Source organism: Corallococcus carmarthensis, assembly GCF_003611695.1.
Classification (GTDB): Bacteria; Myxococcota; Myxococcia; order Myxococcales; family Myxococcaceae; genus Corallococcus; species Corallococcus carmarthensis.
The window spans coordinates 42,457-61,651 of record NZ_RAWE01000036.1 but is presented as its reverse complement, the minus strand read 5'-3'; the positions used below and the strand labels follow the sequence as shown (position 1 = coordinate 61,651).

Sequence of the window (19,195 nt, the reverse complement as noted above, 5' to 3'; positions counted from 1 at the left end):
CCCCAGCTCCAGGCGGCCCCCGCGCCGCTCCGCGAGTTCGTCGACGACCTGCTCACGCTCGACGTGGAGGAGCCCTGGGCCGAGCTCGACACGGTGAAACAGGCAGGCCCCGCGCCGTGGCGGCCGCCCAATCCCTACACGCTCGTGAAGGGGCCCCTGGAGCTCGACGGAAACATGCTCGTCGAGGCCGCCGGGCACGACCAGGGCGTCCTCGTCGTGTTCGGCGACGTCACGTGCCAGAACCTCTTCGTGGGCGTCGGCTTCTCCTTCGTGTGCACCGGGACGCTGCGCGTGAAGGAGACGCTCGTCGCGCGCGCCGCGGACAGCATCACGTACGCGGCCGGCGTGGTGGAGGCACAGCTCGTCGACTCCGGCTCCGGCGCGTGGCTCACCCTCTTTGGCGACGCGTCCCAATTGCACGCGAAACATCTCACGCACTACGTGATGAACGGCCGCAAGGTCATCAAGTCGCAGAATCCGCCGGACCTGCGCACGCTCGTCGTCCCGGAGGTGCTCGACCTGGAGGAATGGGATTCCCTCTCCCCGGAGGAACAGGCGGACGAGGATCCCAACGTCGTCATCAAGCTCGACGAGGGTGCCGTCCGGAAGCAGCTCGCGAGCGGTGCCAGCCTCTTCCTGGCGCCCTAAGAATGTCAGACACGCTTGCTAGGGTTCTCCTCATCCGACGGCCGGCCACCACTGGTTTTCGCCGCCTCGGGTGCAACACTTTCTCACAGACCGAGGAGCAACCCTTGAAGCGTCTTGCATGGAAGGCTTTCGCCGCGGCGTGGCTGACGTGTTCCCTGGCGGGGTGCGGTGCGGAGCTGGAGCCGCCCACCGGAGGTCCGGAAGAGGGAGGCATCGAAGCGCCCGCGGGAGAGACCGTTGAACAGGCCCCGGCGGTGGAGAAGGGCCCGCCGCCGGAGGTGCGGCTCCAGGCCCTGGCGGCCGACTGCACCAGCACCACCACGCTGAGCAACGGCGTGCCCGCGTCCGGCGTGGGCACGGCCGAAGCCACCTGGTCCTGCATCTACAAGTTCTCCGTGCCCACCGGGGCCACCCGCGTGGACTTCGTCACCAGCGGGGGCACCGGCGACGGCGACCTGTACGTGCTCCGGGGCTCCACGCCCACGGAAGCGACGAACGACTGCAAGTCGGCGGGCGCCTCCAATTCGGAGAGCTGCTCGCTCCCCGTGACGTCGTCCGGGATCTACTACGCCCGGATGTATGGCTACCGCGACTTCTCCGGCGCGACCCTCACGGCCACCTACACCCTGACCACCGGCCAGCCGGGCTGCACCACCACCAGCCCGCTCACCAACAACTCAAGCACCTACGGCGTGAGCGCGCCTCCCGGGACCTTCTCCTGCGACTACACGCTCGAAATCCCGGCGGGGGCCACGAGCGTCAAGTTCAGCACCTCCGGCGGCTCCGGCAGCACGGTGCACCTCTACGCGAAGCGGGGCAGCGCGCCCACCCTGACGTCCTATGACTGCATCGGCGCGATGGGCGGCGTGGTCAACAACAACCAGTCGTGCACCGTCACCACCCCCGCGGCGGGCACGTGGCACGTGCGCCTCTACAACGCGGGCGCGTCCCTGACGTTCAACAACGCCTCCCTGCTCGGCGCCTACGTCACCGGCGGCACCGGGAACCCGGGCACCGGAACGCTGACGAACAACGTGCCGGTGACCAACCTCTCGGGCGCGCAGGGGTCGTACCGGTACTGGACCCTCACCGTTCCGGCCGGGAAGAGCTCGCTGCTCGTGCAGACGATGTTCGGCACGGGGGACGCGGACCTGTACGTCCGTCAGGGCTCGAAGCCCGAGGACTACGTCTATGACTGCCGCCCCCTGACCGCGGGCAACACGGAGTCGTGCCTCATCAACACCCCCACGGCGGGCGTCTACCACGTGATGATCAAGGGCTATACGGACTACGCCGGTGTGACGCTGAAGGCGTCCTACTGAAGTCGTCCCATGAACCTGATGTGTGAAGCAGTGCCCGGCCCCGGGGTGATTTCTTCCCCTGGGGCCGGGGTTGGGGGAACACTCCGGACCCATGAGCGCTCGGCGGTTCGACGTGGTGGTCCTCGGCTCCGGTCCCGGCGGTGAAGGGGCTTCGATGAAGGCGGTGAAGTCCGGCCGCAAGGTGTGCACCGTGGAGCAGGGGGCCCTGGTGGGCGGCGCCTGCACGCACACCGCCACCATCCCCTCCAAGGCCCTGCGCCACACCATCCAGCGGCTGATGGACGTGCAGCAGGACCACCCGGAGATGCGGGCGGAGCTGGCCCGCCACACCACGCTCAAGGACATGATGCGCGTGGCGACCAACGTCGTGTCCAAGCAGGTGCAGCTGCGCACCACCTTCTACGAGCGCAACCGGGTGGAGCTGGTGGTGGGCCGTGCGAAGTTCCGGGACGCGCACACCGTGGAGGTGACGGAGCCGCGCGGCTCCGTGGAGCTGCTCACCGCGGACGCCTTCGTGGTGGCCACGGGCTCCCGGCCCTACCGGCCCGCGGGCGTGGACTTCCGCCACCCGCGCATCTTCGACTCGGACACCATCCTCAAGCTGAGCGAGTCCCCGCTGTCGATGATCATCTACGGCGCGGGCGTCATCGGCTGCGAGTACGCCTCCATGTTCCGGATGCTCGGCGTGAAGGTGGACCTGGTGAACACGCGCGACCGGCTGTTGTCCTTCCTGGACGACGAAATCTCAGACGCCCTCTCCTACCACCTGCGTGAACAGGGCGTGCTCATCCGCCACCAGGAGGAGATGGTGTCGGTGGAGCCGCACGACGACAGCGTGGTGCTCCAGCTGAAGAGCGGCAAGCGGCTGAAGGCGGACGTCTTCCTCTGGGCCAACGGCCGCTCCGGCAACAGCCAGGACCTGGGGCTGGAGGCGCTGGGCATCGCGGTGGACTCACGCGGGTGCATCCAGGTCAACGACGGCTACCAGACGTCCGTGCCCCACATCTACGCGGTGGGCGACGTGGTGGGCGCGCCTTCCCTGGCGAGCGCCTCCTATGACCAGGGCCGCTTCGCCGCCACGCACATCGTGGAGGGGCGGCTGGAGCTCAAGCTGGTGAAGGACATCCCCACCGGCATCTACACCAGCCCCGAAATCAGCAGCCTGGGCCGCACCGAGCGCGAGCTCACCCAGGCGGGCATCCCCTACGAAGTGGGCCACGCCTTCTTCAAGAGCCTGGCGCGCGCGCAGATTACCGGCCGCACCGTGGGCATGCTGAAGCTGCTGTTCCACCGGGAGACGCGCGAAATCCTGGGCATCCACTGCTTCGGGGACAACGCCTCCGAAATCATCCACATCGGCCAGGCCATCATGGCGCAGGACTGGCCGGGCAACGGCATCGACTACTTCATCAACACCACCTTCAACTACCCCACCATGGCGGAGGCGTACCGCGTGGCGGCGCTCAACGGCCTCAACCGGCTGTTCTGAAAACACGAAGGGCACCGCGGGCGTGAAGCCCACGGTGCCCCGGGTGTGACACATCAGGCAGGGACTAGTAGCGGTAGGTGTCCTGCTTGTACGGGCCGCTCTTCTGCACGCCGATGTAGTTCGCCTGCTCGGGGGTGAGCTCGGTGAGCTGGGCGTTGAGCTTCTTCAGCTGGAGCCGGGCCACCTTCTCATCCAGGTGCTTGGGCAGCACGTACACCTTGCCCACCTGGTACTTGTCGCTGTGCGAGTACAGCTCGATCTGCGCGATGGTCTGGTTCGCGAAGGAGCTGGACATCACGTAGCTGGGGTGACCGGTGCCGCAGCCCAGGTTCACCAGACGGCCCTTGGCCAGCAGGATGATGCGCTTGTTGTCCGGGAAGATGACGTGGTCGACCTGGGGCTTGATCTCCTCCCACTGGTACTTCTCCAGGGAGGCGACCTCGATTTCGTTGTCGAAGTGGCCGATGTTGCAGACGATGGCCTGGTCCTTCATCTTGGCCATGTGGTCATGGGTGATGACGGACTTGTTGCCCGTGGCGGTGACGAAGATGTCCGCCTTGTCCGCGGCGTAGTCCATGGTCACGACGCGGTAGCCCTCCATCGCGGCCTGGAGCGCGCAGATGGGGTCGATTTCGGTCACCCACACCTGGGCGGACAGCGCGCGCAGGGCCTGCGCGGAGCCCTTGCCCACGTCGCCGTAGCCCGCGACGACGGCGATCTTCCCGGCCACCATCACGTCCGTGGCGCGCTTGATGCCGTCCACCAGGGACTCACGGCAGCCGTAGAGGTTGTCGAACTTGCTCTTCGTGACGCTGTCGTTGACGTTGATGGCGCGGAACAGGAGCGTGCCCTTCTGGGACATCTCCTGGAGGCGGTGCACGCCCGTGGTCGTCTCTTCCGTGACGCCCATGATCTTGGCGCTCTTGCGGGAGTACCAGGTCGCGTCCTCGGCGAGCTTGGCCTTGATGGAGGCGTACAGCTCGCGCTCCTCCTCGCTCTGGGGGTTGGCGATGACGGACAGGTCCTTCTCCGCGCGCTTGCCCAGGTGCATGAGCAGCGTGGCGTCACCGCCGTCGTCGAGGATCATGTTCGGACCCTCGTGGTCGCTGCCGGCGGGGCCGAAGTCGAAGATGCGGTGGGTGAAGTCCCAGTACTCCTTGAGGGACTCGCCCTTGTGGGCGAACACCGGGGTGCCGGCCTCCACCAGCGCGGCGGCGGCGTGGTCCTGGGTGGAGAAGATGTTGCACGAGGCCCAGCGCACCTGCGCGCCCAGCGCCTGGAGCGTCTCCACCAGCACGGCCGTCTGGATGGTCATGTGCAGGGAGCCCGTGACGCGCGCGCCCTTGAGCGGCTGCTGCTTCGCGTACTCGTCGCGGATCGCCATGAGCGCGGGCATCTCGCTCTCGGCGATGCGGATCTCCTTGCGGCCCCAGCTGGCGAGCTTGAGGTCGGCGATGGCGTAGTCGTGATTCTGCTGCTTGGTAACCGCGGTCATGGTGTGGCTCCGGATCCAGGTGGCGCGCCGTGCTGGCAAGGAAGAGGCCGGGCCTGGACAGCAAGGCCGGCTCACCCTCGCAAGAAACGCGTACAGGTGAGCGCCGTTGGGTCATTCGGCTTCGAGCCTGGGGCCGGGAGGGCCTCGCAACGCTCCTCGAAGTCGCGGGGGAAACTACGGGAAGGCGCCCCGAATTTCAAAGGGAGATTGGCCTGCCCGGGAGGCACCGGGGTCGCACCGGGAGGTGCCCTGCCGGACAGACAGGGGAACGTGTCCCACGAGGTCCTGGGAATGCAGGCGGGCAGCCCTGACGCTTCGCGTTCCTCAACTCAGGAGCCACGATGTCCACCTTGCACCGTCCGCTGTGGGCGTTGGCCGCACTCGCCCTGCTTCCCTCCGCCTGCGCCCACCAGACTCCCACGCCGTCGTCCCAGCCGAAGGACATCGACTGGGACGTGCAGGAGTTCTACCGGCCGCCCTCTCCCCTGCCTTCACAGACGCCCGGCTACGTCATCGAGCATGAGCCGCTGGAAGGGCCCGCCGCGCTTGAGGAGGGCATCAACGAGCGCGTGCTCTACGTGTCGAACAGCGGCGGGCCCGGAGAGCCCCCCATCGCGGTGTCGGGCATCATCGCGCTGCCCAAGACGCCCCCCATCGACGGCGGCTGGCCCGTCGTCACCTGGGCGCACGGGACGCTGGGCATCGCGGACCAGTGCGCGCCTTCGCGGGACGTGCTGGGCGCCTCCGCGCACTGGTTCAACCAGGCCCCGCACCGGCTGCTCAACCAGTTCCTGAAGAAGGGCTGGGCCGTCGTCATGACGGACTACGAGGGCCTGGGGACGCCGGGGCGGCACCCGTACATGCTGGGCAAGTCCCAGGCTTACGGCGTGCTGGACATCGTGCGCGCCGCGCATGCGCTGCACGGCGCGAAGCTGTCGAAGAAGTTCGCCATCACCGGGCACTCGCAGGGGGGACAGGGCGCGCTGTTCGCCGCCGCGCAGGCCCCCCACCGGCTGAAGGTGGAGGAGGGACTGGAGCTGAAGGGGGTGATTGCCTACGCGCCGGCCTCCGCCATGCTGCCGTTGTTCTACGCGGCCACGGCGATTCCGAACAAGACGCCCGACTCCGCGTTCATGCCCCTGTTCCTGACCGGCGCCGTCGCGGGCAATCCCACGGACGTGGTGCTGGGGAACATCCTCCAGGCGGACACCCTGGCGCTGTACAACCGGGACATCGACACGCGCTGCCGCATCGAGCTGAGCCAGGAGGATTCCTGGGGCGGGCTGGTTCCCCTGGGCCATGTGCTGAAGCTCGTGCCCGCGACGGCGGGGTTGAACGTCCAGCTGGCCGCGATGGACCCCAGCACGCTGACCCTCGAGGTTCCCGTGCGGCTCGTCCAGGGCGCCCAGGACACGCGCGTCAGTCCAGTCCAGACGTGGCGGGTGAAGGGGGAGCTCGAGGGCAAGGGGGCCCGGGTGGACTACTTCGGGTGCCCGGTGGCGGATCACTTCGGCGTGCTGGGCGACGACATCCCCGGCAGCCTGGACTGGCTGGAGCAGCAGTTCACCGGCGCGCCTGGGGGCACCGTGATGAGCTCCTGCCAGCGCCTCCTCACCGAGCCTCCCGACCAGACGCCCTGAGGGCGCGACGAATAAACAAAGGCATGCGCGTAACAAAGACAGCCGTCCCCGCGCTGGGACGGCTCTCCAGCGCCCCCCATGGGCTGACGGAGGAGGCGGCCCGGGAGCGGCTCGCGCGCCACGGTCCCAACGTGCTGGAGCGCTCGCGGCCGGACAGCGGGTGGAGGCTCTGGTGGCGGCAGATCGACAGCCATCCCAGTGGCGCCCACCAAGTCAGCCAATCCATCAAAAAAACCAATTCACTCAAGTCTAGAAAAACACAAGTACAGATGGCATACCTCCTGATGCCCAGGTGGTTCGGCTTCGGGGGGTGCTTGTGCGATTGGTGGGAGCTGTCGCGTTATTGTTTTTTGTGGGAGGTTGTGCGACCACTCGCGTTGTCCACGTTGATGTTGGAGACGGTAGGCAGGTGGTTCACGAGTCCCTGGATGTGGATCCGGTCCAGGTGAATGAGGACGAGTTCAAGGCGACCCTCACGCAGCTCATCTTGGACATTCGAATGGACGTTGCCTTCCGCGAGACGGATGCGGCCGACCAGCAAGGGTGGGTGCGGTCCAGGGCCCTGCTCGCGTCAGCAAAGGGACTCGCGGCCCCTGGCTCGGGCAGCTCACCTGAATCGCTGTACGCGCGCATCTGCCCTGATGGGGACGACTGCTTGACCCTGGTGGGCGGGACGGGACTGACGTTCTCGCGCAAGGACCGGACGGTGATGGCGCTCTCGTTCGCTCTCGACACGGTGTGGGAGAGCGTCGAGGTCGAGGTCGGCAAGGTGCTGAATCCGGTCGCGCTCAAGGCCATGGTGACCTCGGCCGCCCTGACCGTGCTCCTCACGATGACACTGCCCGAGCCCGTCACCAAGGTGATCGCAGTCGCGTTGACGGCGGCGATGGTGGCCTACCTGGGCATCGTGCCGGTCTGGGATATTGGCCGGGGTTTCGTGCGACTGTGGGACGAAGCGGAAACAGCAACGAGCGTCATCGAGTTGCAGGACATCGGCCATCGCTTCGGCAAGGTGCTCGGAACAAACGGGACGCGTGTCCTGGTGTTGCTCGTCACTACGGCCTTGGGTGGAAAGAGTGCGATGGCGGCCCAGGGGCCCAGGCTCCCGGGCTTCTCCCAGGCTGCGTTCCGAGGACAAGCCGAGGCGGGATTCCAGCTCGGGGCGGCACTGAATGGCGGCGTGACTTCAATCGCGATGCCTGCTGCTGGAGTGCTGAATGTGGCATTGGCTCCGGGAGCGACCGCTGCCGTCGCGCTGTACTCGAACGGTATTCCGGGCGACGCAGAGGGGCCCGTTCATCACATCTGCACGAACAAGAATTCAATTTCCGCCGCGACCGGCCGTCCTTGGACGCCACGGTGCGAGGACGTCTTCAGGAAGGCAGGGATGACCCTCGAAGACGCTGCAAACAAGGTTCGGCTCGACGGACACGAAGGACCACATCCTGGCCAATATCACGAGAAGGTGGTGCTTCGATTAGAGCGAGCGGTGTCTCGATGCAGGTCCACGGAGTCATGCCGGTCCAGTTTGATGACGGAACTGGCCAAGATTGCCAACGAACTACTGACGCAGGGCTCTGATTTGCGCGGTCTTATCGTGAAGTAGGAGGGGTGGCATGGGGCGACACTTTTATTGGGTCGGCATCGCGGACGTGCCGCAATGGGTGATTAGAACGCCAGGACCGGCAATGGGAGGCACCTTCGATGAGCCCTGGATGTTCGGAGACGGTCGCATTCTTCCAAATCTTGGACCCATCAAGGCCGACGTTGCGCACCAGGGCAAGAAGCGCGCGTTCGTGCTTTCTGGGATTGAGCAAGCCCCCATTGCCAGTGAGCTTGTCGCGAATGTCTTCAGGACACTGGCTCCCGGTGACGTCCAGCTTCTTCCTGTATCGGTAGAGGGAGAGCCTGAACGGTACTTCGTCGTCAATGCGACCAAGGTGGTTGATTGCATCGACGAGGCACGGTGCCGGGAGGTGCAGCACTATGACGAGGACAACCCCTCCCCTGAATATGAAGGCGAGTACCGCTGGATCTACGGACTGCGAATCGACCCCGCGAAGACCGAGGGCGCGCATGTCTTTCGGCTGAAGAAGTTCAAGATGGCGTTCATCGTCTCGGAAGACATCAAGAACGCGCTCGAAGAAGCCGGAAACCTGGGTGTGTCGTTCGAGCGCGTGACGGGCCCCAGTACAGGACAGGCTGACCAGCGCACGTGACCACCGCACAGCTGCTCGCCTCCCGCTGACGGGCAGCCCTGTCCGTGGCCAGCTTCCCCAGGGGAGGCACGCCATGCAGGAGCCGTCACAGCCGAGGAAGCAGGCAGGGCTTCGCGCCCACGACGTGCCTTCCGTGCCCTGGCATGCGCTGCCCCCGGAGGCCGTGCTGGAGCGGCTCTCCAGCGACGCGCAGGGGCTGACGGAGGAGGCGGCCCGGGAACGGCTCGCGCGCCACGGCCCCAACGTGCTGGAGCGCTCGCGGCCGGACAGCGCGTGGAAGCTCCTGTGGCGGCAGATCGACAGCCCGCTCATCTGGGTCCTCATCGCTTCCGCGGGACTGGCCATCCTGCTGGGCAAGGTGACGGATGGGCTGGTGGTCGCCGCCGTCGTGGTCCTCAACACCTTCATCGGCTTCGTGCAGGAGTACCGCGCGGGCCGGGCCATCGAGGCCCTCAACCAGATGGTAGCGGAGACCGCGCACGTGCTTCGCGACGGGCACCCCGTGGCGAGGCCCGCCGCGGAGCTGGTTCCCGGCGACGTCGTGCAGCTTGCGTCAGGCGACCGCGTGCCCGCGGACCTGCGCCTCCTGCGCTCCCGCAACTTCCAGGTGGAGGAGGCCGCGCTCACTGGCGAATCCGTCCCCTCCAGCAAGCACGTCGCGGCCGTCGCGGAGGACGCGGAGCTGGGAGACCGGGCGAGCCTCGCCTTCGGCGGCACGCTGGTGACCTCCGGCACCACCACCGCGGTGGTGGTGGCCACGGGCAGCGCCACGGAGCTGGGCCGCATCTCCCATCTGATGGAGCAGACCACGGACCTGAGCACGCCCCTCACGCGGGAGCTGGCCCGGCTGGGCCGCGTCATCTCCGCCGGCATCGTCGTGCTGTCCGCCGTGCTGCTGGGGGTGGGCGTGTTCCGGGGCTATGCCTTCAGCGACGCCGTGCTGGTGGCCATCACCCTGGCGGTGGCCGCCATCCCGGAGGGCCTGCCCGCCATCGTCACCATCGCCCTGGCCATTGGCGTGCAACGCATGGCGGCCCGCCGCGCCGTCATCCGCAAGCTGCCCGCCGTGGAGACGCTGGGCAGCACCACCGTCATCTGCACCGACAAGACCGGAACCCTCACCCGCAACGAGATGACCGTGCAGGCGCTGTGGACCGGGCGCGGGCACTACGCGCTCACCGGCGTGGGCCACTCTCCCCTGGGCGAGCTGCTGCGGGAGGGGCGCCCCCTGGAAGTACCGCCCGACGACGTGCGCGCGCTGCTCGTCGCGGGCGTGCTCTGCAACGAGGCAGACCTCCAGCCCCGCGAGGGCCGCTGGGGGATGACCGGAGACCCCACGGAGGGTGCCCTGCTGTTCGCCGCGAAGAAGGCGGACCTGGGCGTGATGGAGGTGCGCGAGCGCCAGCCGCGCCTGGACGCCATCCCCTTCGAATCCGAGCACCAGTACATGGCCACGCTCCACGCGGGCGGCACGGAGGGGCGCGAGCTGCTCCTGAAGGGCGCCCCGGAAGTCGTCCTCCGCCGCTGCGGACCGGAGACGGACCGGGACGCCGTGCTGGCGCAGGTGGAGCGCATGGCGCGGCAGGGGCTGCGCGTGCTCGCCTTCGCGCGCAAGGGCATGCCCCTGGCCGAGTCGCTGCGGCCACAGGACGTGGAGGACGGCTTCAGGCTGCTGGGCTTGCAGGGGATGATCGACCCGCCCCGCGAGGAGGCCATGGCCTCCGTGAAGGCCTGCCACGCCGCCGGCATCCGCGTGAAGATGATGACCGGCGACCACCTGGGCACGGCGGAGGCCATTGGCCTTCAGCTGGGCATCCACTCCCCGGCACACCCCGGCATCACCGGCGCGCGGCTGGCCAGCCTGGGCGACGCGGAGCTGGCCCAGGCGGTGAAGGACACGAACGTGTTCGCGCGCCTGGCCCCCGAACACAAGCTGCGGCTGGTGCGCGCGCTCCAGACGCAGGGACACGTGGTGGCCATGACGGGCGACGGCGTCAACGACGCGCCCTCGCTCAAGCAGGCGGACATCGGCGTGGCCATGGGCATCACCGGCACGGCGGTGTCCCGCGAGGCCGCGGACCTGGTGCTGACGGACGACAACTTCGCCACCATCGTCGCCGCCGTCGAAGAGGGCCGCCGCGTCTACGACAACCTCGTCAAGTCGCTCGCCTTCGTGCTGCCCACCAACCTGGGGCTCGCCCTCATCCTCATGCTGGGCGTGACCTTCTTCCCCCTGCAGGAGTCCGGCGGCGTGCGCGAACCGCTGCTGGCCATGCGCCCCACGCAGCTGTTGTGGATCAACCTGGTGGCCACCGTCACGCTGGCGCTGCCCCTGGCCTTCGAGGCGAAGGAGCGCCACGTCATGCGCCGTAAGCCCCGCGCGCCGGACACGCCCGTCCTGAGCCGCTTCGTGGTGATGCGCACGGGGCTCGTCGCGGTGCTGATGGCGGCGGGCGCCATTGGCCTGTTCCTCTGGGAGTTCGAGCGCCAGGGCGGCACCCGCGCGGACCCCAGCGGGTGGGCCCTGGCCGAGGCGCGCACCATGGCCGTCAACACCGTGGTCAGCTTTCAAATCTTCTACCTGTGGCTGTGCCGCACGCTGACCGGCTCCACGCGCGAGGTGGGCTTCACCAGCAACCGCACCGTGTTCGTGGGCATCGCGGCGCTGGTGCTCCTGCAGGCGGCCTTCATGTACGTGCCCTTCTTCCAGCGCCTCTTCGGCTCCGCGCCGCTGTCGTTGGGGGACATCGCGCGTTCGGTGCTGGTGGGCGCCTGCGTGCTGCCCGTCGTGGGCCTGGAGAAGTGGCTGCGCTCGCGGCGGCAGGAGGCGGGCCGGAGCGTGGGCGCCACCTGAAGGCCGGACCTCCCCGCCGTGGGGCTCGCCGGGGACCGCTTGGCCCCGGAGCTGGGACCCGCGCTTCCTGTCACGCTTCAGGGGCGTGCGCGCACGTCCAGCTCCCGCAGCAGGGACGCGAAGTCGGAGAGGTGGCGGGCGGCGGTGAAGCGCGTGCGCACGTGCTCGTGGGCCTGGGCGCCCAGGCGGGCCGACAGCAGCGGGTCGTCCAGGAGCCTGCGCACCGCGGCGGCGAACTCCGGCAGGTCCGAGGGGTCCCGCACGAGCAGGCCATCCACCTCGTGCCGCACCTGGTCCTGGAGGCCGCCCACCGCGCTCGCCACCACGGGCCGCGCCTTCCACATGGCCTCCGTGACGGTGAGGCCGAAGCCCTCCTGCAGGCTCTTCTGCACCACCACCGCCGCCTGCCGCTGGAGCGCGTTGACGATGGCGGCGTTCTCCTCCGGGTCCACCATGGGCAGACACGCCAGGTGGACGCGCTGGCGCAAGAGGCGCGGCTGCTCGCGCCACTCCGCGATGACGGACTCGAACGTGGCCGCCCCTTCCGGATCATCCGCGACGGACGTCACCGAGGGGCCGGCGAGGACCAGCTCCGCGCGCAGGCCGGGCGACTCCCTCAGCAGCAGCGCGAAGCCCCGCAGCACGCCCACCGGATCCTTCAGCGAATCCCACCGCGACACCTGCACCACCAGCGGCACGTCCGGCGCGGGCGCGGAGCCCAGCCGCACGATGTCCGCCCCGCGCGACACCCGGGCCGGCACCCCGTCCATCCGGGTGAAGACGGGCGCGGGCAGCTCCGGCACCGGCCCCACGAGCCCGGTGTGGCCCAGGATGGCCCGGGCGACCTCCGGCGCCATGGGCTGGTTCTTCACCGCGAAGATGTCGATGGATGGCGGGATGACGACCGAGCGGTCCGCGAGCAGCGGCGGCACGTAGGCGGCCCGGGAGAAGACCGCGAGCCGCGCGGCGGCCAGCCCCGGCGCGAGGAAGGCCCACGCCCGCTCCACCTCCGCGTTGGGCGAGTCACGCCCGATGTGGCAACGCCAGGCCACCCGGGCCCCCACCGCGGCGAGCGCCGGGGCCAGCCCCGCGGTCTGCGGATCGTGCAGCAGGACCACGTCGCCCGGGCGCACCAGGACGAGCAGCTCCTCCGCGTTGTCGCGAAGCACCTCGTCGTAGCAGGCGCGCTCCGCGGACCCCAGCGGCGAGCCGTCCCCCCGCGAGCCATGCAGCGCGTGGTGCAGCCGCTTGGTGATGCGGAAGAAGTCGGGCGTGCCCTCCACCACCATCCAGCGCGTGTCCACGCCCGCCCCGCGCGCATAGGCGAGCAGCCGGGGCAGCATCTCCGCCACCCCGCCCCCCCGGGCCGTGGAGTTCACGTTCCAGAACGTGCGGCCCCCCATGCGGTCCCGGGCCTGCTCCGCGTGGGCCTGGAGCGACTCCCAATCCGCCGCCGTGAGCTCCGGTTGGAAGCACGACAGCGAGCCGGCCTGCACGTGGACCTCGAAGGGCTTCAGCATGGAGGCCATCACGGCAGCGCGGGGTGCTTGACCACCAGCACCGGACGGCGGCTCCGGGCCACCACCTCCTGGGCCACGGAGCCGAGCACCGCGCGGAACACGCCCGTCCGTCCATGGGAGCCCATGCAGATGATGTCCGCCGCGTGCCGCTCCGCCGCCTGGCAGAGCGCCTGCGCGGCCTGGACCCCTGACAGCACCTCCACCCGGACGGTGATGCCCCGCTGGGCCGCGTCGCGGGGAACCAGGGACTCGAGCTGGCGGCGCAGCCCGGCCTCGTCCCCCGCGTCGCCCAGGGTCACCGCGGGCCAGAAGTCCGCGTAGACGACCGGGAGGGGGGATTCGATGACGTGCGCCAGGATGAGCTCCCCGCCCCGGGGCAGGAGCGACAGGGCGTGGGGGATGGCCAGGTTCGCCAGCGGCGAGAAGTCCGTCGAGACGAGGACGCGCTGGATGGACGGGATGTCCGAGGGCACCGCGGCCTCCAGGGGGCCTTCGACCGGCACGCACGCGACCGCCGCCACCGGCGCGAGCTGGAGCGAGGGGAGCGAGACCGAACCGTGCCGCATGCGCTTGAACCCCCGGCGCTGGTGGGTGCCCAGGAGCAGCAGGTCCGCCTTCGCCTCCTCCGCGAGCGCGACGAGCGACTCCACCACGCTCCCATCGCCCATGGACAGCCGGAGCTCCGCCCAGGGCTCCCCGATGCGCGCGAGGCGCTCGCGCAGGTCCCGCTCCAGGAGGGCCTCGACGCCCGACGGCCCCTGGTTCGCGCGGTACAGCCCGAGCCGCCCGTACTCCGTGGCGGGGTTGTAGACGTGGGCGACCGTCAACTCGACGGGCCCCGCCCGGCGCAGCTCCGGCAGCCAGCGCAACGCGACCTCCGCGCTGTGGGAGAAGTCATCCCCCAAGGTGACCCGCAGGGGGCGCCGGCCTTCGCACCATTCCAGAAAGGGCCCGGCCAGGCGGACCATCAGGTAGGGGCAGTGCGCGGCCTGCGCGACGCGCGCCGGAACGCTGCCCAGCCGCCAGCGCTTCTCAGACCGCCAGCCCAGGGCCGACGTGATGATCATCCGCGCGTGGAGCTGCTCGGCGTGCGCGACGAGCGCCTCATCCGGCATGCCCAGCAGCACCCGCGGCTCCACGATCAAGCCCTCGCGGCGCAACGTGGCGGCTTCGTGTTCGAGCCGCGCTTCGAGGTCCGTGATGGCCCCTCCGTGCTGCTCGGCCGGCCAGTCCCGCCGGAGCATGCCGGGCTCCGCGGCGTGCACCAGCACCAGCGGCATGCCCATCTTCCTCGCGAGGGCGGCCGCGACGCGGACGGCTTCCCGGGCGTGCTCGGAGAAATCGGTTCCGACGATGATGGACATGGCATCCCCCCTGCGGGGCCTTGCACGCCGAGCTTCGCGAGGAGGGGCCCCTGTGCGGAAGGTTTGGGCGGGCCCTCGCGGGTGCAAGGGCCCTGGGGGAGGGGCAGGCGGGAGCTCCCCGAGCACAGGACCTCGCGCGAGCCCTCAGCCGGGCGTGGGAACCGCCTGGGCGGGCCCGTCTCCGGGGACTCCGGACACCGAGGGGAAGAGGAGCTCCAGGTGATACACGCCGTCCTCGCGGCGGGTGCGCACGGGCAGGCCGCTTTCGTGGAAGACGTCCAGCATGGCGGCGTTCGTCACCAGCACGTCCGCCTGGAAGCCGGGAACGCCCCGGGCCATGGCGGCCTCGCGGATGCGCCGCATCAGCACCGTGCCCACGCCCCGGCCCTGCCAGTCGTCGCGGACCACGAAGGCCACGTCCCCCAGGCGCGTGGTGGGGTCCACGAGGTAGTGCACCTCGCCCACCACCTCGTCCGTGCCCGGCGGGCACGCGACCAGGGCCATGGCCTGCTCGGAGTCCAGGTCCACCAGCCGTTGGATCTCCTCGTGCGGAAACGCCTTCCTGAAGCCCATGAAGCGCCGGTAGCAGCTCTCGTTCGACAGGCCGTACAGCAGGTCCTGCAGGGCGCGCTCGTCGGTGATGCGCGCCGGGCGGACGACCAGCGCGTCGCGGGACAGCGTGTGCTCCAGCCGCTCCTCCGCCCAGGGATAGCGCGCGCGGGGCACCACCTGATCCGGCAGCACCCAGCGGCGTCCCTTGGCCGCGGCCAGCAGCTCCCCGCGGAAGTCCGGGTGGGCGATGGCCACGAGCGCGAGCGCGCGCTCGCGGATGCTCTTGCCCCAGAGGTCCGCGACGCCGAACTCCGTCACCACGTGGTGGACGTCCCCCCGGCTCGTCACGACGCCGGTGTCGGGCGCCAGCGCCATCTGGATGCGGCTCACCGTGCCGCCCTTCGCGGTGGAGGGCAGCGCGATGATGGCCCGCCCGCCGGGGCTCTGGCTGGCCCCCCGGATGAAGTCCACCTGCCCGCCGATGCCGGAGTAGAAGCAGCCATCCAGCGTGTCCGCGGCCACCTGGCCGGTGAGGTCCACCGCCAGCGCCGCGTTGATGGCGACCATCCGCGCGTTGCGCGCCACCACCGCGGGGGCATTGGTCTCGTCGCTCGGGCGCATCTCGATGGCGGGGTGCTCATGCGCCCACGCGTAGAGCCGCTGGCTGCCCATGATGAACGACGTGACCAGCTTGCCCGCCATCAGGGTCTTCCTCCGGCCCGTGATGACGCCCGCCTCCACCAGCTTCATGACGCCGTCGGAGAGCATCTCCGTGTGGAGGCCCAGGTCGTGGTGGCTTCCCAGCTCCGCCAGCACCGCGTCCGGGATCCGCCCGATGCCGGACTGCACCGTGGCGCCGTCCGGAATGAGCCGGGCGATGTGCGCGCCAATCCGCCGGGAGGTCTCGTCCAGGGGCTCGGGGTGGAGCTCCAGCAGGGGCGCGTCCACCGGCACCAGGTGATGGATGCTGCGCACGTCCAGGAACGAGTCCCCGTGCGTGCGCGGCATGTTCGGGTTGACCTCCGCGATGATGAGCGAGGCCGCGTCCACCGCGGCGCGCACGATGTCCACGGACACGCCCAGGCTGACGTAGCCGTGGGCATCCGGCGGGCTCACCTGGATGAGCGCCACGTCGATGCGGATCCGCCGGCTCCGGATGAGCTCCGGGATTTCCGACAGGAACACCGGGATGAAGTCCGCCCGGCCCTCCTGCACGGCCTGCCGCACGTTGGGCCCGATGAAGAAGGCGACGTGGCGGAAGCGCCCGGCCTGCCCGGGCTCCGCGTACGGCGCGGGCCCCAGCGTCAGCAGGTGCACCACCTCGTTGTCCGCCAGGGAGGGCCCGCGCTCCACCAGGGCCCGCACCAGCGTCACCGGCTCCGCCGCCCCCGAACCGATGAGGATGCGCCTTCCTGGAAGGACGCCGCGCAAGGCCTCCTCGGCGGTCCTCACCCGGTCCGCGTAGCGCTGGCACCAGTCCTGTCGCGCGTGCATACCCCTCCTGGATAAGCACGGGGCGCACCGTGCGCGCGCCGCGAGCAGTAGAAGCGCCGGGCGCCGGGACCGTCGTCAGGATGCCTCGGGTGTCCCGGCGACATGCGTGCACGCGCGGGCCCGCCTCCCGCCAGTGGCGGCCTGCGCCCCGGACGCGCCGGGCCCAGCTTCAGGGGAGCGCGGATGCACAGGCCCGCTGGCGCCCCGCGGGACAAGGCCCCCCTTCCCTTCCGCGCCAGGAGCCTCGACCATGGACCCGTCCCTCGACACGGAGCCGCTTCCCACGGAGCCGGAGCCCCAGCGGACCCCGCTCTCCTCCATCCTCTGGTTCGACGCGCTGTCCCGGCAGGACGTGGCCCAGGCCGGCGGCAAGGGCGCCAACCTGGGCGAGCTGACCCGCGCCGGACTGCCCGTGCCCCACGGCTTCGTCATCACCGCCGCCGCCTTCCATTCCGCGATGGAGCCCGTGCGCGACCGGCTGCAAGCGCTGTGGAGCCGCGTGGATCCGGACGACCCCCGGTCGCTCGCCAGCCTCACGCAGGACCTGCGCGGCGTGGTGCTCCGGGCCCCGCTGCCGGACTGGCTGCGCATCGCCGTGCTCGCCGCGTACCACCAGTTGGAGGAGTGCCCCGCGGTGGCCGTGCGCTCGTCCGCCACCGCCGAGGACACCGCCACCACGTCCTTCGCGGGGATGCACGAGTCGTTCACCAACGTGGTGGGCGACGACGCGCTGCTCGACCGGCTGCGCGCGTGCTGGGCGTCCGCCTATGGCGAGCGCGTGGTGGCCTACCGCAAGGCGCAGGGGCTCACGGAGGAGCCGGAGATCGCCGTGGTGGTGCAGTCCATGGTGGACTCCGCGCGCTCGGGCGTCATGTTCACCGTGGACCCCGCCAGCGGCAACGCCCAACACCTCGTCATCGAAGGCGCCTTCGGCCTGGGAGAGGTCGTCGTGGGCGGCCAGGTGGAGCCCGACACCTACGTCGTGGACCGGATGGGGCCTCGCCTGCTGGAGACGCGCGTGGGCGTGAAGGCCTTCCAGCTGGTGCGCGACGGCGAGGGCCGCGAGAAGCGCGAGGTCCTCCCTCCGGAGCGCGCCCGGGCCCGGGTCCTCACGGACGCGGAGGTGCTGGAGCTGGCGCGGCTGGGGCTGCGCGTGGAGCGGCTCTACGGCGCGCCCCAGGACATCGAGTGGGCGGAGCAGGACGGGCGGTTCTACCTGGTCCAGTCGCGCCCGGTGACGACCGGGGGCGCGGCCCCCAGCGAGCCCGGCCCCGCGGCCTCCCGGGGACGGACGCTCGTGTCCGGGCTGGGCGCGTCCCCCGGCACCGTGTCCGGCCGCGTGCGCGTGTTGCGCGACGCCCGGGAGGGCTCGCGGCTGGAGGCCGGGGAAATCCTCGTGGCGCCCATGACGTCCCCGGACTGGGTGCCCACGCTGCGGCGCGCGGCGGCGGTCATCACCGACAGCGGCGGCATGACGTGCCACGCGGCCATCGTCAGCCGCGAGCTGCGCAAGCCCTGCGTGGTGGGCACGCGCACCGCCACGAAGGTCCTGCGCGACGGAGAGGAGATTACGGTGGATGGCGCCACCGGCACCGTGCTCGAGGGCCGCGCCCCAGGGGCCGTGTCCGGCGCCGCGCTGGGGTCGCGCGCAGGGGAAGGGGCCCCGCTCCAGCGCGAAGCCGCCGCGCCAGAGGCGTTGGGCACGCGGCTCTACGTGAACCTGGCCCTGCCGGGTCAGGCCGAGGAGGCGGCGGCGCTCCCGGTGGACGGCGTGGGATTGCTGAGGGCGGAGTTCATGCTCACCGAGGCCCTGGGCGGCGTGCACCCGCGAAAGCTCATCGCCGACGGCAGGAGCCGCGAGTTCGTCGAGCGCATGTCCGGCGCGCTGCTGTCCATCACCCGCGCCTTCCGGGGCCGCCCGGTGGTGTACCGGACCACGGACTTCCGCACGAACGAGTTCCGGGGGCTGGAGGGCGGAAGCGACTTCGAGGCCACCGAGGCCAACCCCATGATTGGCTTCCGGGGCTGCTACCGCTACCTGCGCGAGCCCGAGGTGTTCCGGCTGGAGCTGGAGGCGCTCGCCCGCGTGCGCGAGGAGACGCCCAACCTCCACCTGATGATTCCCTTCGTCCGGACGAAGTGGGAGCTGGAGGCGTGCCTGGAGGCCGTGGACGCAAGCCCGTTGGGACACCAGCGCGGGATGGAGCGCTGGGTGATGGCCGAGGTGCCCTCGGTCGTCTACCGCATCCCCGAGTACGCGCGGATGGGCATCACCGGCGTCTCCATCGGCTCCAATGACTTGACGCAGCTGATGCTCGGCGTGGACCGGGACTCGGAGCTGTGCGCGGAGCTCTTCGACGAGGAGGACGCGGCGGTGCTGGACGCCATCGTCCACATCATCCGGGCCTGCCACACGGCGGGCATCACGTCCTCCCTGTGCGGCCAGGCGCCCTCCAACCGCCCCGCCTTCGCGGAGCACCTGGTCCGCGCGGGCATCACCTCCGTGTCCGTGGACCCCGCGGCCGCCAGCGCCACCCGGAGGGCCGTCGCGGCGGCGGAGCGGCGGATGCTGCTGGGGGCCGCCCTGCGGGGGTAGGC

The 19,195-nt window shown here is 70.3% G+C and carries 13 protein-coding genes and 1 riboswitch; of the genes, 9 read left to right on the top strand and 4 right to left on the bottom strand.

Annotation, left to right across the window (positions count from 1 at the left end):
* The 3 genes from D7X32_RS45440 to sthA all read left to right on the top strand — a co-directional run.
* Window positions 1-648, top strand: a 648-nt coding sequence (locus D7X32_RS45440; protein ID WP_158625669.1) for a hypothetical protein, incomplete at its 5' end; no start/stop codon positions are given.
* Between the two features lie 104 nt (window positions 649-752).
* A complete protein-coding gene (locus tag D7X32_RS13015) occupies window positions 753-1,970 on the top strand; it encodes a PPC domain-containing protein (RefSeq protein WP_120602855.1) in 1,218 nt (405 codons plus the stop codon).
* Window positions 1,971-2,061: 91 nt separating this feature from the next.
* Complete coding sequence (gene sthA / locus D7X32_RS13010) at window positions 2,062-3,459, top strand: Si-specific NAD(P)(+) transhydrogenase (RefSeq protein ID WP_120602854.1); 1,398 nt, start codon at window positions 2,062-2,064, stop codon at window positions 3,457-3,459.
* Window positions 3,460-3,523: 64 nt separating this feature from the next.
* On the opposite strand, the gene ahcY is transcribed toward sthA, so the two are convergent.
* Complete coding sequence (gene ahcY, locus D7X32_RS13005; protein ID WP_120602853.1) at window positions 3,524-4,954, bottom strand: adenosylhomocysteinase; 1,431 nt, start codon at window positions 4,952-4,954, stop codon at window positions 3,524-3,526.
* A gap of 91 nt (window positions 4,955-5,045) precedes the next feature.
* Window positions 5,046-5,118: riboswitch (S-adenosyl-L-homocysteine riboswitch) on the bottom strand.
* A 177-nt stretch (window positions 5,119-5,295) separates the two neighbouring features.
* Between ahcY and D7X32_RS13000 the strand changes: the two genes are divergently transcribed.
* The 5 genes from D7X32_RS13000 to D7X32_RS12980 all read left to right on the top strand — a co-directional run bounded on the left by D7X32_RS13000 (window position 5,296) and on the right by D7X32_RS12980 (window position 11,667).
* Window positions 5,296-6,594, top strand: coding sequence for an alpha/beta hydrolase family protein (locus tag D7X32_RS13000; RefSeq protein WP_120602852.1), 1,299 nt, complete (start codon window positions 5,296-5,298; stop codon window positions 6,592-6,594).
* A gap of 23 nt (window positions 6,595-6,617) precedes the next feature.
* Window positions 6,618-7,043 carry a cation-transporting P-type ATPase gene (locus D7X32_RS47825; protein WP_120602851.1) on the top strand — a complete coding sequence of 142 codons (426 nt, stop codon included), beginning with the start codon at window positions 6,618-6,620 and terminating at the stop codon, window positions 7,041-7,043.
* Window positions 6,938-8,200: an AHH domain-containing protein gene (locus D7X32_RS12990; protein ID WP_439328998.1), complete on the top strand. Its 1,263-nt coding sequence runs from the start codon at window positions 6,938-6,940 to the stop codon at window positions 8,198-8,200. The genes D7X32_RS47825 and D7X32_RS12990 overlap by 106 nt, the downstream gene beginning before the upstream one ends.
* A 10-nt stretch (window positions 8,201-8,210) precedes the next feature.
* Window positions 8,211-8,813 (top strand): imm11 family protein, encoded by a 603-nt coding sequence (locus tag D7X32_RS12985; RefSeq protein ID WP_171449206.1) that lies wholly within the window; start codon window positions 8,211-8,213, stop codon window positions 8,811-8,813.
* Between the two features lie 73 nt (window positions 8,814-8,886).
* A complete protein-coding gene (locus D7X32_RS12980; RefSeq protein WP_120602849.1) occupies window positions 8,887-11,667 on the top strand; it encodes a cation-translocating P-type ATPase in 2,781 nt (926 codons plus the stop codon).
* Window positions 11,668-11,744: 77 nt separating this feature from the next.
* Here the strand turns inward: D7X32_RS12980 and D7X32_RS12975 are convergent, their stop codons facing one another.
* The 3 genes from D7X32_RS12975 to D7X32_RS12965 all read right to left on the bottom strand — a co-directional run bounded on the left by D7X32_RS12975 (window position 11,745) and on the right by D7X32_RS12965 (window position 16,597).
* Complete coding sequence (locus tag D7X32_RS12975) at window positions 11,745-13,187, bottom strand: glycosyltransferase (protein WP_120602857.1); 1,443 nt, start codon at window positions 13,185-13,187, stop codon at window positions 11,745-11,747.
* A gap of 8 nt (window positions 13,188-13,195) precedes the next feature.
* Window positions 13,196-14,551: a universal stress protein gene (locus D7X32_RS12970; protein ID WP_120602848.1), complete on the bottom strand. Its 1,356-nt coding sequence runs from the start codon at window positions 14,549-14,551 to the stop codon at window positions 13,196-13,198.
* A 144-nt stretch (window positions 14,552-14,695) separates the two neighbouring features.
* Window positions 14,696-16,597 (bottom strand): bifunctional acetyl-CoA hydrolase/transferase family protein/GNAT family N-acetyltransferase, encoded by a 1,902-nt coding sequence (locus D7X32_RS12965; protein WP_120602847.1) that lies wholly within the window; start codon window positions 16,595-16,597, stop codon window positions 14,696-14,698.
* Window positions 16,598-16,847: 250 nt separating this feature from the next.
* On the opposite strand from D7X32_RS12965, the gene ppsA reads away from it, so the two are divergent.
* Entirely contained in the window at window positions 16,848-19,193 is a 2,346-nt protein-coding gene (gene ppsA, locus D7X32_RS12960; RefSeq protein ID WP_120602846.1) for a phosphoenolpyruvate synthase, read from the top strand.
* Window positions 19,194-19,195 lie beyond the last annotated feature (2 nt).

Coding starts and splice junctions, on each gene's coding strand:
- sthA (WP_120602854.1), top strand. CDS start 2,062: ATGAGCGCTCGGCGGTTCGACGTGGTGGTCCTCGGCTCCGGTCCCGGC.
- ahcY (WP_120602853.1), bottom strand. CDS start 4,954: ATGACCGCGGTTACCAAGCAGCAGAATCACGACTACGCCATCGCCGAC.
- D7X32_RS13000 (WP_120602852.1), top strand. CDS start 5,296: ATGTCCACCTTGCACCGTCCGCTGTGGGCGTTGGCCGCACTCGCCCTG.
- D7X32_RS47825 (WP_120602851.1), top strand. CDS start 6,618: ATGCGCGTAACAAAGACAGCCGTCCCCGCGCTGGGACGGCTCTCCAGC.
- D7X32_RS12985 (WP_171449206.1), top strand. CDS start 8,211: ATGGGGCGACACTTTTATTGGGTCGGCATCGCGGACGTGCCGCAATGG.
- D7X32_RS12980 (WP_120602849.1), top strand. CDS start 8,887: ATGCAGGAGCCGTCACAGCCGAGGAAGCAGGCAGGGCTTCGCGCCCAC.
- D7X32_RS12975 (WP_120602857.1), bottom strand. CDS start 13,187: ATGCTGAAGCCCTTCGAGGTCCACGTGCAGGCCGGCTCGCTGTCGTGC.
- D7X32_RS12970 (WP_120602848.1), bottom strand. CDS start 14,551: ATGTCCATCATCGTCGGAACCGATTTCTCCGAGCACGCCCGGGAAGCC.
- D7X32_RS12965 (WP_120602847.1), bottom strand. CDS start 16,597: ATGCACGCGCGACAGGACTGGTGCCAGCGCTACGCGGACCGGGTGAGG.
- ppsA (WP_120602846.1), top strand. CDS start 16,848: ATGGACCCGTCCCTCGACACGGAGCCGCTTCCCACGGAGCCGGAGCCC.